At 50.1% G+C, this 18639-nt stretch carries 18 protein-coding genes; 7 read left to right on the plus strand and 11 right to left on the minus strand.

The features are described 5' to 3' along the window. Positions 1-42: 42 nt before the first annotated feature. From IPL32_02370 to IPL32_02405, 8 genes are all read right to left on the minus strand, one after another. The gene (locus IPL32_02370) at positions 43-252 is read right to left on the minus strand and encodes a hypothetical protein (GenBank protein MBK8464652.1); all 210 of its coding nucleotides are present in this window, start codon (positions 250-252) and stop codon (positions 43-45) included. A gap of 16 nt (positions 253-268) precedes the next feature. After that, positions 269-1783: an acetyl-CoA carboxylase biotin carboxylase subunit gene (gene accC, locus IPL32_02375; GenBank protein MBK8464653.1), complete on the minus strand. Its 1515-nt coding sequence runs from the start codon at positions 1781-1783 to the stop codon at positions 269-271. Continuing rightward, the gene (locus tag IPL32_02380) at positions 1783-2070 is read right to left on the minus strand and encodes a hypothetical protein (protein ID MBK8464654.1); all 288 of its coding nucleotides are present in this window, start codon (positions 2068-2070) and stop codon (positions 1783-1785) included. The genes accC and IPL32_02380 overlap by 1 nt, the downstream gene beginning before the upstream one ends. A 2-nt stretch (positions 2071-2072) precedes the next feature. After that, a complete protein-coding gene (locus IPL32_02385; protein ID MBK8464655.1) occupies positions 2073-2501 on the minus strand; it encodes a hypothetical protein in 429 nt (142 codons plus the stop codon). Next, entirely contained in the window at positions 2498-3142 is a 645-nt protein-coding gene (locus IPL32_02390) for a CDP-alcohol phosphatidyltransferase family protein (protein MBK8464656.1), read from the minus strand. The genes IPL32_02385 and IPL32_02390 overlap by 4 nt, the downstream gene beginning before the upstream one ends. A gap of 76 nt (positions 3143-3218) precedes the next feature. Next, a complete protein-coding gene (locus IPL32_02395; protein ID MBK8464657.1) occupies positions 3219-3686 on the minus strand; it encodes a transcription elongation factor GreA in 468 nt (155 codons plus the stop codon). Between the two features lie 33 nt (positions 3687-3719). Further along, positions 3720-4844: a 6-phosphofructokinase gene (locus tag IPL32_02400; protein ID MBK8464658.1), complete on the minus strand. Its 1125-nt coding sequence runs from the start codon at positions 4842-4844 to the stop codon at positions 3720-3722. Positions 4845-4865: 21 nt separating this feature from the next. Beyond that, positions 4866-6506, minus strand: a complete 1641-nt coding sequence (locus IPL32_02405; GenBank protein MBK8464659.1) for a S41 family peptidase — start codon at positions 6504-6506, stop codon at positions 4866-4868. 126 nt (positions 6507-6632) lie between these two features. Between IPL32_02405 and IPL32_02410 the strand changes: the two genes are divergently transcribed. From IPL32_02410 to IPL32_02430, 5 genes are all read left to right on the plus strand, one after another. Next, a complete protein-coding gene (locus tag IPL32_02410) occupies positions 6633-7373 on the plus strand; it encodes a glycosyltransferase family 2 protein (protein ID MBK8464660.1) in 741 nt (246 codons plus the stop codon). Positions 7374-7450: 77 nt separating this feature from the next. Beyond that, entirely contained in the window at positions 7451-8230 is a 780-nt protein-coding gene (locus tag IPL32_02415) for a pyridoxine 5'-phosphate synthase (GenBank protein MBK8464661.1), read from the plus strand. Positions 8231-8302: 72 nt separating this feature from the next. After that, a complete protein-coding gene (locus tag IPL32_02420) occupies positions 8303-10186 on the plus strand; it encodes a hypothetical protein (protein MBK8464662.1) in 1884 nt (627 codons plus the stop codon). 355 nt (positions 10187-10541) lie between these two features. Continuing rightward, positions 10542-10736 (plus strand): hypothetical protein, encoded by a 195-nt coding sequence (locus IPL32_02425; protein ID MBK8464663.1) that lies wholly within the window; start codon positions 10542-10544, stop codon positions 10734-10736. A gap of 57 nt (positions 10737-10793) precedes the next feature. Continuing rightward, positions 10794-12422: a serine/threonine protein kinase gene (locus IPL32_02430; protein ID MBK8464664.1), complete on the plus strand. Its 1629-nt coding sequence runs from the start codon at positions 10794-10796 to the stop codon at positions 12420-12422. A gap of 60 nt (positions 12423-12482) precedes the next feature. Here IPL32_02430 and IPL32_02435 read toward each other — a convergent pair whose 3' ends face one another. Together IPL32_02435 and IPL32_02440 are read right to left on the minus strand one after the other, a co-directional pair. Next, positions 12483-13253 carry a hypothetical protein gene (locus IPL32_02435; protein MBK8464665.1) on the minus strand — a complete coding sequence of 257 codons (771 nt, stop codon included), beginning with the start codon at positions 13251-13253 and terminating at the stop codon, positions 12483-12485. 25 nt (positions 13254-13278) lie between these two features. Then, positions 13279-14094, minus strand: coding sequence for a PilZ domain-containing protein (locus IPL32_02440; protein ID MBK8464666.1), 816 nt, complete (start codon positions 14092-14094; stop codon positions 13279-13281). A 211-nt stretch (positions 14095-14305) separates the two neighbouring features. On the opposite strand from IPL32_02440, the gene gyrA reads away from it, so the two are divergent. Continuing rightward, positions 14306-16855 (plus strand): DNA gyrase subunit A, encoded by a 2550-nt coding sequence (gyrA, locus tag IPL32_02445; protein ID MBK8464667.1) that lies wholly within the window; start codon positions 14306-14308, stop codon positions 16853-16855. Positions 16856-17015: 160 nt separating this feature from the next. Here gyrA and IPL32_02450 read toward each other — a convergent pair whose 3' ends face one another. Further along, entirely contained in the window at positions 17016-18083 is a 1068-nt protein-coding gene (locus IPL32_02450; GenBank protein ID MBK8464668.1) for a hypothetical protein, read from the minus strand. A 327-nt stretch (positions 18084-18410) separates the two neighbouring features. Here IPL32_02450 and IPL32_02455 point away from each other — a divergent pair, with 327 nt between their 5' ends. Next, positions 18411-18602 (plus strand): type II toxin-antitoxin system Phd/YefM family antitoxin, encoded by a 192-nt coding sequence (locus IPL32_02455; GenBank protein ID MBK8464669.1) that lies wholly within the window; start codon positions 18411-18413, stop codon positions 18600-18602. Positions 18603-18639: the final 37 nt, after the last annotated feature.

Consider the following 18639-nt stretch of genomic DNA (forward strand, 5'->3'; position numbering starts at 1 on the left):
CTCATTAATGAACATCGGGCCTTTTATATTTATTTAGGCAAACTAGCCGATAAATCCCGGACGCGACTGCGGATCTTTACATTCATAGACAACGGCTATCTTATCGACTGCGACGTAAGCGACCTTCTCGTCTTCGTCGCGTAGATACAACACGCCATTCTTGACGTCGATCACGTCACCTCTAAACGCGGCATTAGTTCCGCATGTCACGTCTATCTTTTTACCGAGCATTTGTTTTAATAATTCTTCCATAGTTTTTTCGATTGTATCAACCCCGATTCTGCATCAACGCTTCCCTTCCCGACAAAACCCATTTGCTTACTTTTGATTTGCCGCCGTTTGCAGAGACCGCCACTGACTTTTGCTTATTTGAATACGCAAGTGCGGCAGCGATCATCGCCATATCTTGTGTAGTCTGATGTATTTCGGTTGCCTTTTTCCGCTCATTAAAACGAGGAATAAAACCGGTATCAAGTCTGCCCTCGATAAACTCCTCGTCAACCATTATCTCGCGGAAAAAAGGAAGCGTCGTCTTAATGCCGCCGATCTCATATTCCATCAACGCCCGCCGCATACGATCTATCGCCTCAGCGCGGTCTTTACCATAAACCGCAAACTTCGAGATCATCGGATCATAAAAGATCGATACTTCGGCTCCCTCATAAACACCGCCGTCATCGCGAACGCCAGGCCCTTGAGGCAAACGGAGCCGCGTGATTTTTCCCGGCGAAGGCAGAAAATTGTTATCCGGATCTTCGGCATAAACGCGGCACTCGATCGCGTGGCCCTTCAGCACGACATCTTCCTGCGTAAATGAAAGTTTCTCGCCCCACGCAACACGGATCTGTTCGCGAACAAGGTCAATGCCGGTTACCAGTTCAGTCACAGGATGCTCAACCTGAAGGCGCGTATTCATTTCAAGAAAATAAAACGAGCGATCAAGATCGGACACAAGAAACTCTACCGTGCCCGCACCAACGTAATCAACCGCTTTAGCAACCTTGACCGCACACGCTCCCATCTCTGCTCGAAGCTCTGCCGAATTTATTGGTGAAGGCGCTTCTTCAACAACTTTCTGATGCCGTCGCTGGATCGAGCATTCGCGCTCGCCTAGATGTACGTGATTTCCGTGCTTGTCAGAAAAAACTTGTATCTCGATATGCCTCGGACGCACAACGGCTTTTTCAACATAAACCTCATCGTCGCCAAAACTGGCAAGGGCCTCAGACTGTGACGCTTCCAGCGCCGACTTAAGCTCGCTTTCATCCATCACGAGCCGCATTCCCTTTCCGCCGCCGCCGGCCGAGGCCTTGAGCATTACTGGATAGCCGGTGCTAGCGGCCGTTTCCTTGGCATCCTCATATGACTTCAACGGTTCAGTAGCGCCCGGCACGACCGGCACGCCGGCCTCTATCGCTATTTTGCGGGCCGCCATTTTTCCGCCCATCGATTCTATCGCTTCCGGCGGCGGGCCGATAAACACAATGCCGGCGTTCGTTACCTGGCGAACAAATTCGGCATTTTCCGATAAAAATCCATATCCGGGATGGATCGCCTCTGCTCCTGATCTTTTTGCGACATCAATGATCTTTTCCCAGCGCAGGTAACTCTCGCTCGACGGCGGCGGGCCGATGTGAAAGGCTTCGTCCGCCATTCGGACGTGCATTGCGTCTTTGTCTGCATCGGAAAACACAGCAACGGTTCCTATATTCATCTCTCGGCAAGCCCTGATAACACGGCATGCGATCTCGCCTCGGTTAGCTATTAATATTTTTTTGAACATTATTCCAATATCGAGTTACCTTGATTTTTCGGATGATAGCGAATGCCAACATGTGCTCCCGGCGCATATTTTATACGGTCAAGTCGCTGCGGTTCGGTCAACACATCTGATGATTCAAAATCGACACCGTTAAGTGTGTAAGTATAAATTGCGACCTCTTCGCCGTCGTCATTTATTTCCGTATCGAGTATCACGCCGTCAGTTATCCGTCCGTTAGCAAGCAAAAACCGTCGTCTCGCCTCTGGATCGGCAGGCTTTCTTCGTAATATTTTGTCGATGATGCCCATTGCTAATCTAGCTGAAGCGGCGGCTTATTATATTTGTCCCGCAGTTTATTAACGGCCGCAAGTACGGTTGGCCGTTGTATTATTTTGGCTTCGATCGGACGCTTACCAGGAATATCTATCATTATCAAGCCAAGCAATATCGTCAATATTCCCTGTCCCGGAACACCGGGAAGTGACAGAACAATGCCTAACGCGATCAAGATCAATCCCAGGATATTCTTCAGTATCACCGCACTCCATCGAACAAGCCATGGGCTGTCGGGCAGAAAATCCTGCTTGTAATGAGTGCTAAAATAATTTGCCGGTATCTTGACCATCACAACGCCGATAGCAGCAAAACTGACAAGGAACGATATCAAAAACAATGCGACGCCAAGCAGCACATTGTCTAATGTCAGCGATGCCCAAAGATCCGCAAGCCAATTCGTCATTTTGCTCGCCCGTCCTCGTCGAGTGACATTAGCTTGCTGCGAATAAAAACTCCGCGTTGGATCAATGTCCACAATGACGCTACCGCTAAAACCCAAAGCACCTGCGGCATTCGATTAAACAAAAAGAAATCGGAATTCCAATCCCACGTTGAGAGAGCCCCAATTATAAGTAGAACGATTCGTTCGGGCCGTTGAAGAAAGCCGACGTTTGCCTTAACGCCGAGCCCTTCGGATCTCGCGGTTGTGTAACTCACCATTACCGAACAGATCATGCCTAGGCCGGCGAGGATGACGTTCAACAGCGAATGCTGTGGACCCTCGCGGGCATAAAATATCAAGATACCGAAAATTACGGCCATGTCTGAAAGCCGGTCGAGCGAAGAATCCAGAAAGCTGCCATATTTGGTAACTCTTCCAGTCAACCGCGCAACATTGCCATCGAGCATGTCAAAAAGATTTGCAACGATCAGCACTATGCCTGCCCAGAAAAATTCGCCTAAGGCAAACAAGACCGCACAGCCCATGTTGATCGTAACGCCGATGGTGGTCAGTATGTTCGGCGGAATTCCAAGACGCGAAAGAACGCGAACCATCCCGTCAATGATCCACATCGCACCTCGTCCTATTTCTGCACCAAGCATCTTGTAGTCCAATGTCCAATGTCCAATGTCTAAAGTCCCAAAGATAACGTTGGACTTTGGACGTTGGACTTTGGACTTATTCCTGTTCGTGGATCGTCTTCAATCGGCTTATCTCAAAATTTCGCCAGCCGGTAGGTGTTTTCACCTTTACTTCGTCACCTTCTTCTCTGCCCATCAAAGCCTGGCCAATGGGTGATACTGTAGAAATAAGCCCATTATCAGGATCACTCTCCTCGGACGTGACTAACTTGTAGGTAACTTTTTCCTCGCGGTCAGTATCGTAAAGAACGACGGTAGAACCATAGGCCGCACTATCAGTCGGTATCTTGCTGAGATCGATCTCTTCAACCTCGGTCAGACGCTGACGCACTTGAGCAATTCTCGCCTGCACCATCGATTGGCGTTCCATCGCAGCTTTGTATTCGGCATTCTCGCGAAGGTCGCCAAATTCCCGCGCCTTTTGGATCTCCTTTGGCAGAGTAGAATGCAGTTCTTCCTGAAGTTTATGAAGTTCGTCCTTTAATTTCTGTATTACAGCTTCCATACATTTTCCCGTTAAATAAAATAAACTCTCTCGTTACAATTGAACCTTTCGCGTATCGAAATTTCTTGATTCGTTTACTCTCGCTTCTCTTGGCGCGGCAAATGTGATCCCGATGTCGCGTGAGGTTCGAATGAGCTGACTGTCGAGTGGTACAGTCTTGATGTTTGCGCAAGCCTCGCTAAGCGGCACCGTTACGATCTTCTCGGCCTGTAAAGCGACCATCTTGCCCGTCTCACCGCTTGCGAGTGCCCGAACCGCACATGCTCCAAAATTTGTTCCTAAAACCCGGTCGAAAGCATTTGGGCTTCCGCCGCGCTGCAAGTGGCCTAAAACTACGCAACGCGATTCCTTGCCGGTAATTTCCTGGATCCTACGTGTGATAAACGGCCCTACACCGCCGAGACGCGTCTGCTCAGAGTCGAGATACATCTCAGATTTGCCGACTTCGACCGACCCTTCGGCAACGACGATATTTGTAAACCTAGAACCGCTGTCCTCACGCTGCTGCACTTTTCGTGCAATAGACTCAAAAGAAAACGGTATCTCGGGTATCAAAATTATATCAGCGCTGCCCGCCAGTCCCGAATGAAGGGCGATCCAACCCGTGTTGCGTCCCATCACCTCAAGTATCATCACGCGGTCATGCGATGCGGCAGTCGTATGCAGTCGATCAAGTGCCTCCGTCGCGATATCGATCGCCGTCATAAATCCAAACGTCAATTCCGTCGCCGCCAGATCGTTGTCGATCGTTTTCGGCACGCCGATTATCGGAAAACCGCGTCTGTGAAACTGCTCAGCGATCGCCAAAGTACCTTCGCCGCCGATGACGATAAGCGCCTCGATCCCCAAAATGTCGAGGTTTGCAAGCGCTTCACCTATCGGCATTTCCGGAAAGTAAGGTTTGCCGTCAACCATTCTTACAAAACTTCCGCGATTTCGTGTGCCGAGGATCGTGCCGCCGCTGGGCAGAATGCCGCTCACACTTTTTACCGTAAGTTTTCGCGTGTGCGGCTCACCGAGAACACCTTCAAAGCTGTCCTCGATCCCGATACAGTTCATCCCAAATTCGCCGATCGCCGTTCTGACAACCGCACGTATAGCCGCATTCAATCCAGGTGCATCACCACCGCCAGTCAAGATCCCGATCTGTTTATACATACTATGAGTCGCGGGAGAAGGCTAATTCATTATCCCGCCGAACGGAGCGGCAGCTACTAAATTACCGGCCTGCGGCATGACCTCGATCGCTTTTAGTACTTGAGGATCCGTCTCTAGCAGAACTTGCACGCCGGCCTCGTTTGAATAGTTTGCGGTTGCGATCTCTTCACGCAGACGCGTTCTGGCGTAGTCTAATTGAGACGTAATATTTTGAGCACTCAATCCGTTAGCTTTGTCAGCGGCCGAGAAACTGCGAAAGGCTTCAAACAGCTTGTCCGTAATAAGAAATTCATTGGGCAGAACCAATGCTTTGAAGTTTTGCTTTTCTGTTTTGTAACTTTCAAATCCAGCGATCTTTCCGGCAACAAGCTGGCGGACGAAAAAGAATGCCGCCTCGTTGATACGCAAACGCAAAGGCGTAAGGACCGGAGTATCAGCTTTCACATCCGGCTCGATGCCGCGTCCTCCCAAAAGGACACGTCCATTCGCAGTCGTAACAGGACTTCCGGCAGGCTTTGGTTTCACATCTGAATCGGCAACGTCCGGCTGATCTTCACCATGCGTATAGTAATCGTATATAGAACCGTTCGAATAATCGCGCTGCAGCGAACGCCCAAACGGTGTGTAGTATCTCGCCGTCGTCAGCGTTATTCCTGTGCTGTATGGCAGACGAAACACTCGTTGAACCAATCCCTTTCCAAAACTGTCGCTTCCGACTACGACACCGCGATCGTAATCCTGAACCGCACCGGCGACTATCTCCGACGCTGATGCCGATCCGCCATTGATCATCACGACCAAGGGAAATGTCTCAGGATTTCCGCCGGTTGCCTTTAGCACACGCTCTTGCTGGCCTCCCGCTCCTTTGACAGAAACGACTGTTTGTCCTGCGGGAATAAATTTGCTGACAACGCCGACAGCTTGCTCCAAAATGCCGCCCGGATTGCCTCGTAGGTCAAGAATGAGGCTTTTCATTCCTTTCTTTTTTAGATCGGCAACCGCAAGCGAAAGCTCCTCAGATGTCGTCTGCTGAAAACCACCCGTGAGTCCAACGTAACCGATAGCGTTCGGCAGCATAAAATAATTGCGGATCGACGGGAGTGGAACTCCGCCGCGAACGATCTCAAAATCAAGCGGCGCGGAACTGCCAACACGTTCGATCTGGACCTTTACGGTTGTTCCTTTTTCGCCGCGAACATTCTTAGAGACCTCGCCGCTTGACCAGTCTTTTGCATCCTTGCCCTCAACCGAAAAAAACCTGTCACCATAGCGAATACCAGCCTTGTCGGCAGGCGTGTTTGGAATCACCGATTGAACAAAAACGCCGCCGCGCCGCTGTAATATTGATACGCCGATGCCGTAAAACTGCGATGACTGCTCTTCGTCGAGTTTTCGCAGTTCTTCGCGAGAGAAGAACGATGAGTGAGGATCAAGCGTCCACAGCATGCTCTGCATAGCACTGTCTGTGGCCTTTTCCTGGTCGATCGCGCCAGAGTAGCTCTCGTTTATGAGGTTGAGTGCTTCTTTGTAATCTGAAAGCACCTTCTCGGAGGAAATTCCGTTATCTGCTGACGTTCGCGACGGGAGCCTGCCAAAAAGCCCTCCGGCAATAACGCCGATCAAAACCAAAACAACTGAAAATAAAGCGAATTGTTTGCTCATAAATCCCAAACCGCCGAAATACTAATATACCACAATGAATCTAACCTCATCGTCCCGCCATTTGCCTATTTCAAATGGCGAAATTTACTTTTTAACCACAAAAATTTACCATTAGGTTTTCACAACATGAAACCTGACGTATCAATAGTGATCCCTGCATATAACGAGAGCGAGCGTCTAGGCGCTCCGCTTAAAACCATTCTCGAATTCGTCTCGACGGCCGGCTTGAACGCAGAGGTGATCGTCGTGGATGATGGCTCGTCCGACGACACCGCAAAAGTCGCCGAGCGCATCCTTCAGGAAATGCCCAATATCCAGTCCAACGTAATTCGATACGAAAAGAACCGTGGAAAAGGTTTCGCCGTAAAAACTGGACTGCTGGCAGCAAAAGCCGACGTTGCTCTATTCTCCGACGCCGACCTGTCAACGCCGATCGAAGAAATGTCCAAGCTTGTCGATCCGATCCTCAAAGGTGAATATGATGTGACATTTGGCTCACGAGCTCTCGACCGCAGCCTGATCGGCACTCGCCAGCCATGGCGTCGCGAACAAGGTGGCCGCGTAATGAACTTCATCATCCGGACAATGTCCGGCCTGCCATTTTCCGATACGCAATGCGGATTTAAGGCCTTTGATCTTGTAAAGTACCGTCCGCTGCTCGACCTGATGAAGATCGACCGCTTTGGTTTCGATGTCGAATTCCTCTTCGTCGCCAACTATCACAAGCTGCGTCTAAAAGAGATCGCCGTCCGCTGGAACGACGTCGAAGGCTCAAAGGTCAGCGTCTTCCGCGACACTCGGCGTATGATTAGCGAATTGAATCAGATAAGAAGTAATGCCAAGTCTGGAAAATATAATATCGTCTAGTTTCACCACAAAGGGACAAAGAACACTAAGTAAGAATTAACTTTGTGTCCTCTGTGTCTTTGTGGTGAATTGCTCTTATGACCGCCAAACTCAACGTCAATATCGACCACGTCGCCACGATCCGCGAGGCCCGCAAGACCATCGAGCCGAGCGTCGTCGATGCTGCGCTAATATGCGAACAGGCCGGAGCTGACGGTATTACCGTGCATCTTCGCGGAGACAGGCGACACATTCAAGACCGCGATATTGAGCAGCTTCGCGAAATTGTAACAACTTATCTCAACGTCGAAATGGCCGCGACAGACGAAATGGTCGGCATCGCGATCAAGACCAAACCCGACGCAGTCTCGCTCGTTCCTGAAAGCCCAAATGAGGTCACGACCGAAGGCGGCCTTGATGTGATCGGCAATTTCGATAACGTAAGATCTGCGACCGAAAAACTAAAAGCCGCAGGAATTCTCGTCAGCATCTTCATCGATCCCGATATCGAACAGATCGACGCCGCAAAAAAAGCCGGTGCCCAACAGGTCGAACTCTGCACCGCTGAATATGCCGAACTTACGCTCGTCGCTTCGGACACAATGTCAGAACCGGGAGCGATAGCGACTGGGTTTCCAAACGGAGAAGGTGCCCAAAAAGCCGGATCAGAACTCTCTCGCATCGCCGCCGCCGCCGTTCACGCTCACAAGGTCGGCCTAAAAGTCGCCGCCGGCCATGGCCTAACCACTCGAAACGTCGCCGCCCTCGCCGCAATACCCGAAATAACCGAATTCAACATCGGCCATCATATTATTTCCCGATCTGTTTTTATCGGTTTAAATCAGGCAGTAAAAGAGATGATCGCCGCCATCTCATAGCGACGAGGTTCTTGCTCGTCCGCAACACACAAGTTAGAATTACAACAACAGCAACCACCTCTCCAACAATATATGACCTACATCAAAATTTTCCTCGCAGTCGCGTTTGTCGTTTCTGCACAAATTACAATTGCGTCCGCGCAGAGCCCAACCACGCCGACCGGCGTTCAAAAGACCGAGGATTATTCATATCTTGTGAATGCGTTTGAGGATAAATGCGTGTCCGGCAACTGCGTCAACGGCAAGGGCAAGAAGGTTTACAGCAACGGCGACAATTACGAAGGCGATTTTGTTAGTGGCCAACATCACGGCCAAGGCACCTATCGGACGAAAGAAGGCCACGTTTATGTCGGACAATTCGCCAAAGGCGCTTATAACGGCAGGGGGAAGATCACCTTTCCCAATGGCGAAACTTACGACGGTGACTGGCTCAACAACGAACGCACCGGCGAAGGAAGGGCCACTTACAAGGACGGCGCAAATTACGAGGGCGATTGGGTCGCAAATAAGTGGCATGGCGTAGGACGCTCTGCGTATGCGAACGGCGATGTTTATTACGGCAACTGGGTCAATGGCGTCAGAGACGGTAAGGCAACCTACTATTTCAAGGACGGCAGCTATTACATCGGCTTTTGGAAAAACAATCTGCAGCACGGCGAGGGACAGTACTTTGACAAGAAAACGGGAAACACTATAAGCGGTACATGGAAGGACGGCGTTCGCCCCAACGCACCGGTTCCAACACCAACGCCAAGCACAACCACCGGCCAGATGACATTCGAAGGCGGAGCAAAATACGACGATGCGGTCGAAACAGCCAAACCGATCGCCACGACGAAAACAAAATGTCTTTCCGGCAATTGTCTTAACGGATTTGGCAAATACCTTTTTGCCAACGAAACAATTTACGAAGGCAATTTTGTAAATGGAAAGGCAAACGGGACAGGAAAAGTGACTTACAAGGACGGCGGATCGTACGTCGGCGATCTCGTTAACGGCAAGATGGAAGGCAGAGGGATCTTTCTGTATGCCAACGGAAACACGTACGACGGAGGTTGGGTCAATAATCTCAAATCCGGTCAAGGAACTCAGACCTTGAAACAAAGCGGCGAGGTCTATGTCGGTCAGTTTGCAGGCGACAAACGCAACGGCAAGGGCAAAGCTACGTACAAAAATGGCGACATCTACGACGGCGATTGGGTAAACGGCATGCGCGAAGGTCAGGCGACTTACACATTCCCGAACGGCAGCTATTACATCGGCGGATTTCTAAAAGACAAACAGCACGGCACCGGCAAGCAATATAACAAGCTGACCAACAACACTATCGAAGGAGTTTGGAAAGACGGAGTATTCGTCAACTCTGCCGCCACGACTAAAGTAACTTCGGTTGATTCGGGTCCAAAACTTCCCGTGGACACCATTGCAACGCAATTACGCGAGACGCTGAACGGCAAGTACGACTATCTGGACCGAAAGCCTCTCACGTACATCTTGACGAACAAGAAAACGAACGAGGTCCTCCGTTACCAGATCGAATTCGTCAACGACGGCGGAAAGCTGGCGTTCAAGTGGAAGGAAAGCACGAAAAACGAACAATCCGAAAAGCTCGTCATCACCGACGAAGCGTTGCGATCGGCAACCAAATACGTCAACTTCTTCTCCACCAAGACCGCGATCGCACCCGACGGAGAGATCGCCTTCATCCTTAGCCAGAAGCTCCACAAAGAACTGAAAGATAGGAAGGAGATAAGTCTGAACCTCGGAAGCGGCGTCAAGCGTCTTACGTACATCATGCAGTTTACAGCCTCAAGCGGAACGTACACTGACAAAAACATAAAAGTTCTTCATTTCCACGCCGACGATCTAGCGTCCAAAATCCAGATACTGGACGACCCGATCTGCCCGCTGATCATCAAGATCGAAACGGCGGACTACACCCTAGCTCTAGTTTGAAGCTGTTACAAAACCCTCGGCTAAATTCAGAATCCCGCAACGCGAACCGGCCATCGTTGCACAGATAAGATATTGCACTTTATGTGCACGATTTCGTATGATTGACTGTGAACTGTCGCTATTTGACAAATTGAGTGATGCGTCTGTCTTTAGTCAAAAATTCCCTGTTCCAGCTAAGATCACAGTATTTCAGAGGCTATAAATCTGTAATTGTATTATTTGCAGCAGTTACGGATTTTGCAAGAGAAGGCTTACTTTTTTTCAAAAAACGTGGAATACGGGCATTTTACAGGCCTTAACCCGTTCAATTGCAAGGTTTACACCGTTCCACTTCGATGTGGAACGCCGCGGAACGATGGAAAGAGGAAAAAAACGTTGGGACAGTGGGACACGCGGGACAGCTAGGGAGTTTTTGAACGCCGATTGGGCGGAACGGGCAGATAAAGACGTATCTAGTGGCAAAAAACTACACCTTAATTCGAAAAATCCGTTCCATCTGCTAAATCCGCTCGATCCGCATTCAGATTGGTCGTGGTGCAACGATGATTGAACTTTGCAGTCACTTTTATAGTATTATTAAGCAAAACCGCGTGCGGAGAGCTCCAAGATGATCGAAGCCGGAACAACATTGCAGCAGCGTTATCGGATCGACAAACAGATCGGCCAGGGTGGTATGGGTGCGGTTTATGTTGCGACGGACGAGCGATTTAACAGCATTGTCGCGATCAAAGAGACGTTGTGCATGGACGACAACTTTCTCAAGGCCATCGAACGCGAAGCTCGCTTGCTAAACAGCCTCAAACATTCCGCTCTGCCGCGTGTTAGCGACCATTTTCTTGAAAGAGAAAGCCAGTTTCTCGTCATGGAGTACATTCAGGGCGAAGATCTTGGTCGCATGCTTGAGGATCAGGACCGGCCGTTTGATGTTGAACAAGTGTTGAAATGGGCCGACCAACTGCTTGATGCTCTTGATTATCTGCACAATCAGAATATGCCCGTCGTCCATCGCGATATTAAGCCGCAGAATCTCAAGATCACGCACGACGGCCAGATCATTCTTCTAGATTTTGGCCTCGCGAAAGGAAATCCCACCGACGCCGGCCACAAGACAGCGGCTAAGAGCATCTTCGGATACTCCCGAAATTACGCTTCGCTCGAGCAGATTCAGGGAACAGGAACCGATCCGCGAAGCGATCTTTATTCGCTCGCCGCGACCTTGTATCACCTTTTGACAAATACCGCGCCGGAAGATGCATTGACGCGGGCGATGAGCGTTCTCAGCCAAAAGCCGGATCCGCTAATTCCTGCAAATCTAGTTAATTCCAACGTTCCGCCGGGAGTCGCAGGTGTGTTACAAAAAGCTCTCGACCTAAACGCGGGTGAACGCCCTGCCTCTGCTGCCGAGATGCGGCAGATGTTTCGCGAGAGTGAAAACTACGCGCATCTCGCCGTCGCCTCGGCTTATCCTACTCAAGCCTTCTCAACAAATGTTTACTCTCAACCGACAAAATTAATGTCCGATGAAACGCGTGCCGCCGCGCTCATGAACACAGATGTAAAGACCGAGTTTGGGTCTGCGTTCGTTTCTGACGAAACATCCGTCAGCCCTAACCGCGTTGCAACCGGCGGCATGACCGGTTCAACACCCAAAAGGCGCGCCTTGGCAATGGCCGTTGGAGCGTTGATCGTACTGCTTGTTGGCGGCGGCATTGCGGGCGGGCTATATGTCGTCAACCCTTCGCTTTTTGGAGTCACGCAAGAAACGGAAAAGACTGCTCAGCCTCAGCCTTTGGCAAACACCAATTCCACTCGTCCAACAAACGCGGAAGCTGTCCAAATGGCTGCAGAAACAGCCGTAAATGCAAACTCAGCTGCCGCTCCGATAGCTGAGAACCCGCGTTCGGCTGAAAAACCGCTCGAGACGACAAAGACTGGTAAGAGTTCTTCTGACAATGCGAAAACTGCGGATGAATCGTTTGACATCATCGGTGACCCAGAAGATCCAGATCAGGTTACGATCAAGACAGTGGACAAAACCGGCAAAGTTACCACGATGACCGTCAGGCCAAAAGAAATACCTGATATGCCGGTACCGCCAGTCGAAGGTTATGATCCTTTTCCGCCAAAGGTAGATCCAAGCAAACTCACGCCCGCACAGCGACGAAAACTGCAAAGGGTTTGGCGGTTCAATCAGATACGTCCGACACCAAACACGCAACAGACGCCGACCAATTAGCTATTTGACAAAAAAAGGAGCGGTCGAGCCGCTCCAAAAAAAGTATAAAGTTCGTCTCGTTTAGACCGCAGCCATTTCTGCGACACGCGTAGCGACTACCGCCTCGACAGGAAATTCACTGTCAACGAGTTCCAAATGAAGAGTCATCATACCGTCCTTTGGAGTCATACGGTTTCGGACAACGGCGATAGAATAAAAATTAAGTTCCTTGCAGGCAATTTTGACCTTTTCGCCGACACTTGTTTCGAGAGAACAAACTGCGGAAATGCCGTTCGAGCTGATATTTTTTGTCGCCGTTTCCTCTTTCGCACCTGGATTGCCGGCTTTTTGCAGCAGCGAAACCGTGACCGGAACCGATATCCAATATCTGGGCTGCCGGCGATTTTTGAATTGATCTTCGGCCTCACTTATGGACCATAGTCCGTCTTGCTTCATGCCGCATATACGGTAGCTCTGCGTCGGATCCAACTTGAAACTGTCAGGTATTTTTTTCCCGACAAAACCTACGCCGATGTGATAACGAGTTTCGCCGTCAATCGTCGTCGCGTTGCAATACTGGACTATCGCCATTACGGGATAGAGTTCCTTCTTTTTATCGTATGCACGCAGTTCAGTGTCGAGAGGCATAACGAGCGTTATGAGTCGTCCGACAACAACCGGACGATTAAGACTGAATCCTGCGCCGTTCTTAGAAACGGTCAGAACCTTGGTTACTTCTTTCCAGCCTTCGACATGGCTTTCCTTTACCTGAACTATTGTTTGCAGTTCGGTCGGTGCCTTGTCGATCTTTCGCTGTTCGGGTTCGGTTTGAATAAAGTTATTAACACTCATAGATCTAAGTTATTGGGTGATCGTACTAAAGGGTCGATTCTATGCCTTCGAGCGGGAAAAAGCGGTCGATAAACTCCACGTGCACACGTGGAATGTTGTCATGGCCGAGGCGAAAACCTCGCACAACCGAAAGAATTGTTACGTTGAACCGATCGCTCGTGACACGCAGAAAATCTCCCTTTTCAACCTGCAATGTGGTGAAAACAGATGCTCCTCCGAGGCTTACGTTCTCGGTCACAGTTGTCTCGGTTGCGAGAATATTGCCTGCTTGGTCCACTTTTTCAATTTTTAGCGATTCTGGAATGTGATAGCGCGTCTGCTTACGAAGTTCAGATGGCAGATCGCTGTCATTTACAGTCAGGTCAGCTCCAACAAGGTGATAAAAGCCTCCGCCTTCTGCTTCTCGATGCGAGACGTCATAGAGCATGGAAGGATGCTCCAGATAGTCCGGCGGTGGTTTCTTTCCAACGAAAGCCACACCTATTGCATATTCGGGCGTTGATGGGTCTCTTCCAATCGAAAGACATCGACGCACCAATCCCCAAATTTTGTATTGCGGCTCGCCATAATCATAGGATCGAAGCTGTCGCGGCATAGGCACTGTCATCAGCACGATGCGTCCGCGTTTGATCGGCCGTTTTAAGCTAAATCCCGCCCCGAAGGCCGAAACATCGCTCAATCGCGTGATCTCGTTCCACGAAACCGTCTTATCGACCTTGACCTCGACGCGCACCGGAAGCGGCAGCGAGATACGCTGTATTCGTCGATGTTCTTTATCGACCGCTGGTGGACTCGGTGGTCGTTCGGCAGAACCGATATTTTCAGATCCGGAAGGAAGCATTTTGTTTGATTGATCGCCCGGAAGAGGGCTGAATTGAGAGTAGTGCTTGGGTTGCGAAGCGGACTAAAAGCCTGTAAAATATTAGGTAAGTTAAGGCTTTCAGCTTTCCAAACTTTCTTGGATTTCACGTCCTTTTATCAAGGACGTAAACCACAATAAGTATTATACCCGTTTTACAGAGTTTTACACAAGGTTTAAATAACCACACAAAATGGATTCATTAATAGAACGCAATCAGATCAATATCGAAGACGAAATGCGTCGGTCGTATCTCGACTACGCAATGTCGGTTATCATCGGCCGAGCCCTTCCCGACGTACGTGACGGCCTCAAACCAGTCCATCGCCGCGTGCTTTGGGCTATGAATGAGCTTGGCAACACATATAACAAGCCGTACAAGAAATCGGCACGTGTAGTCGGCGACACCATCGGTAAATATCATCCACATGGCGACACGGCGGTTTACGATACGGTCGTTCGAATGGCGCAGGAATTCTCGATGCGTTATCCGCTGGTTGACGGCCAGGGCAATTTCGGCTCGATCGACGGCGACAATCCGGCGGCGATGCGTTACACCGAAGTCCGCCTCGCAAAGATCACCAACGAAGTCCTCGATGACATCGAAAAGGAAACAGTTGATTTCCAACCGAACTACGACGAATCGCTGTCCGAGCCAAAAGTTTTGCCGACGCGAATTCCGCTCCTGCTTGTAAACGGTTCCGAAGGCATTGCTGTCGGTATGGCGACGAAAATTCCGCCGCACAATCTGACGGAGATACTCGAAGCGACTATTGCGTTGATCAAAAATCCTGCGATCACCATTGACGAACTGATAACGCACGTTCCAGGACCAGATTTCCCGACTTATGGCTTTATCTATGGCCGTGAAGAGATCCATCGAGCATACAAGACCGGCCGCGGCATCATCCAGATGCGTGCCCGTGCAGTTGTCGATGAGGTCGGCCGCGGCGATCGTGTGAAAAACGCCGTCGTCATCACTGAGATACCGTATCAGGTGAATAAAGCGCGTCTGATCGAGAAGATCGCCGAGCTTGTTCACGAAAAACGTCTCGACGGCATCTCGGAGATCCGCGACGAATCGAACCGCGAAGGAATGCGCATCGTCATCGAACTAAAACGCGATGCGATCCCGCAAGTCATTCTCAACAAGCTCTACAAGCTGACGCCGATGCAATCGTCGTTCGGCATTATTAACATCGCGATCGTTGACGGGCAGCCCAAGGTTCTCAACCTTAAGGAGATGCTCGAGGCGTTTGTCGAATTTCGCCGCGAGGTCGTAAGGCGTCGCACTGAGTTCGATCTCCGCAAAGCACAAGCAAGAGCACATATTTTGGAAGGCTTGAACAAAGCGATCGACGCTCTCGACTACATCATTCCGGCGATCCGCAATTCGCGTTCGGTGGACGAAGCCAAATTGTGGCTCACGGCAAATCTCTCGACCGCAAGTGAGATCAAAGCTTGGCGTGGCGTTACGGGCGAGAAATCGAAAGATCAGTTCCTGAAAGAACTCAACAAGGTGATCTCAGGCCTCGATTTCAGCGACATCCAGGCACAGGCGATACTCGATCTGCAGTTGCGTCGCTTATCAGCTCTTGAGCGTCAGAAAATTCTTGACGAATACGCCGAGATCATCAAATACATCGCCGAGCTCGAAAATATTCTCCAAAACGAAAGCGTTCTGCGTCAGGTCATCACCGAAGAACTCATTGAGGTCAAGCGTCAATTCGGCGACGCTCGGAGAACGATCATCGTCGATGCAGGCGTTGATTTGAGCATCGAAGACCTAATACCCGACGAGGACGTTGCGATCACCGTGACAAACGCCGGTTACATCAAACGAACGCCCATCGCGGCTTACTCGCGGCAAGGACGCGGCGGCAAAGGCCGTCTCGGGGCAAAGGCGAAGAACGAAGATTTTGTCGAAAATCTGTTCATCGCCTCGACGCACGCGTTTCTGATGATCTTCACCGACGACGGACAGGTCTTTAAGATAAAGGTCCACGAAATTCCCGAAGGCGACACCTCGGCTCGCGGCAAAGCGGTCGTCAATCTCGTCCAGCTTTCGCAAGAGCGTAAATTGGTTGCCGTAATGGCAGTTCGTGATTTTGGCGAAGAGATCTATCTAACAATGGTCACAAAGAACGGCGTTATCAAAAAGACGTCGCTCGGCGATTACCAGAACATCCGCGTCACCGGCATCAACGCCATCAACATCGACGAAGGTGACGAGCTGCTCGAAGTCATCCGTACCGACGGCAAACGGCAGATCTTCATCGCGACCCACGACGGCATGGCAGTTAAATTTAACGAAAGCGATGTTCGCCCGATGGGCCGTGCGACACGCGGAGTTCGCGGCGTCAATCTTCGCAAGGGCGATTTTGTCGTATCGGTCTGCTCCGTATCGCAGGAAGGTACTGAAAAGATGTTGTCCGTCTCTGAAAAGGGCTTTGGCAAACAGACGACTGTCGATAGCTACCGCCTGACCAAACGCGGCGGCGTCGGCGTTATCAATATGAAAACGACCGAAAAGACCGGCAAGGTCGTCGCCTCGTTCCCCATCGAAGACGACAGCGAGATCATGATCATCACCCAACAAGCGAAGCTCATCCGCCTCGGCGTCGACAAGATCCGTGAAACCGGAAGATCCGCCCAGGGCGTCACGCTCATTAAGTGCGGCGAAGACGACCTAGTCACCAGCGCCTCACTCCTCCCGCCGGAAGACGAGGAAGGTGACGAATAAAGCGGCTGCGTCAGGTCAGAACCGGGAGCGATAGCGACTGGGTTTCTAATAAAAAAGGCCTCGTCACGCGACGAGGCCTTTTTTCAATGAAAAAAGTTACGCAGCGAGTATCTCAACAAGTCAATCACCAACCATGGGAAATATTCGCCGCATCATCTCATCAATATCTTTTTTTTGTCACTGGTAAAACTCTTATCACCGGTCTGACGGTTTTACCCGGAGTTACACGGATTACTCTTTTGTAGTTTCGGTGCATATCGGAGGTTTTCAGAACGTATTTGCCAGCTGGCAAGTTACCGAATTGAAAGTACCCTTTCCTATTAACGTATGTCTCGTAACTGTATGGCTGTGCCTGACGGGTTCGCAGCGGTTCTAGCTCCACTAGTGCATTAGGAATGTGACCAATCCCAGATGTAAATATTTTCCCCTTGATTGAGCCTGTGGCTGAGAGGTAAGACCGTTGCAGATTTTGCTCAAAACATAGGGTATCCACCATTGCGCTAAACAAGGCGTCCGCCTCTTTAATTCCCGTGCCGAATTTAATAAAGTTTCCTGTAATCGCGTCGCCGACAAACCGATAGCCATCACTCTTTCTGTCGATTCCGATCCCCGATCCGCTTTTCCAGATTCGCTGATCCGGAGCGCCCTCAAGTAAATACTCGCCCTGTATTTGATCTGCGGGCTTGTTCATCATTTGCAGCCATTCCCAACTACCACCCGGGGGCCCATATCGAACGTGATAGTAGAGAAGCCCATGATTGAAAGCTGCCCTCAGTTTTGTTTCGGGCGGAACGCGGACTCTAATCGACAGTCCTATTCCGACATAATTTTCCGGATCTTTGACTTTTGAACATGCGGGCACATTCCACGTACTGTCCGCAGCCGTTTCGATAGCTATTTCGATCGGTTCACCGGTCAAATTGTGCACTGCTTTTGAAAAAGGTTTGTAGTCGGGATGCCAGAAGAAAATTGTATCGCCGTATCTCTTTACGGGCAATACAAAAGATCCGTCCGACTTTGTTTTCACTCCATTAGTCATGGAAGCAGGGGTTGAAACTAAGACACCCTCCACAGGTAGCCCCTTTGATTTTACTGTTCCTCGCCAAACCCATTTTGCTTGTTCATTCGAAGATTCGGGTGTTTGTGACCGGGCCAGATGAGTAAGAGCGAACATCGCAGCAAACAACATGAATAAACACTCAAGAATTCTCAGTATTCTCGTTAACATAATTTCTATGATGCGATAGATTGCCAAAAAGTGGGGCGTTCCAAGCAAGTATATGACAATTTGCCCCATGTTATAGCCTCAGATCGGTCGACATATTTGTGCCCACGTTAAAGGCTCAGAAAGGCTCGCTTGGCGATTTCTTGCTTAATTCGCCGTTGTGAGGTTCAGGCATATATCTTACACGCAACAAGACACGGGAGGAGAAATAATCAATAGATCGAAAAGCCGTATTCAATCATCCTGACCGTAGGAACCGGCTGACCAACCAATGTTGCCGGCGTGAAACGAATACTGCGGGCGGCTCTTACGGCTTCGACATCGAGGCTTCTGTCGAGTGAAGGCCGAAACAAATTCAGCGAGTTGGTTGCCAACGCCGCTAAAGGTGGGCCGCAAGTTATAACTAAACGCGGGAAAGAAGTCGCGGTTATCTTATCCGTTAAGGAATACCGCCGTTTGAAAGCTAAAGAAAGGCCGTTTACTTCTCTGCTCGATAATCCCTTAAGAAAAATACATCCATAAAATTGATTAGACCGTGATTTGTAATAACGATTGTCGG

The sequence above is a fragment of the Chloracidobacterium sp. genome, assembly GCA_016711345.1.
Classification (GTDB): Bacteria; Acidobacteriota; Blastocatellia; order Pyrinomonadales; family Pyrinomonadaceae; genus OLB17.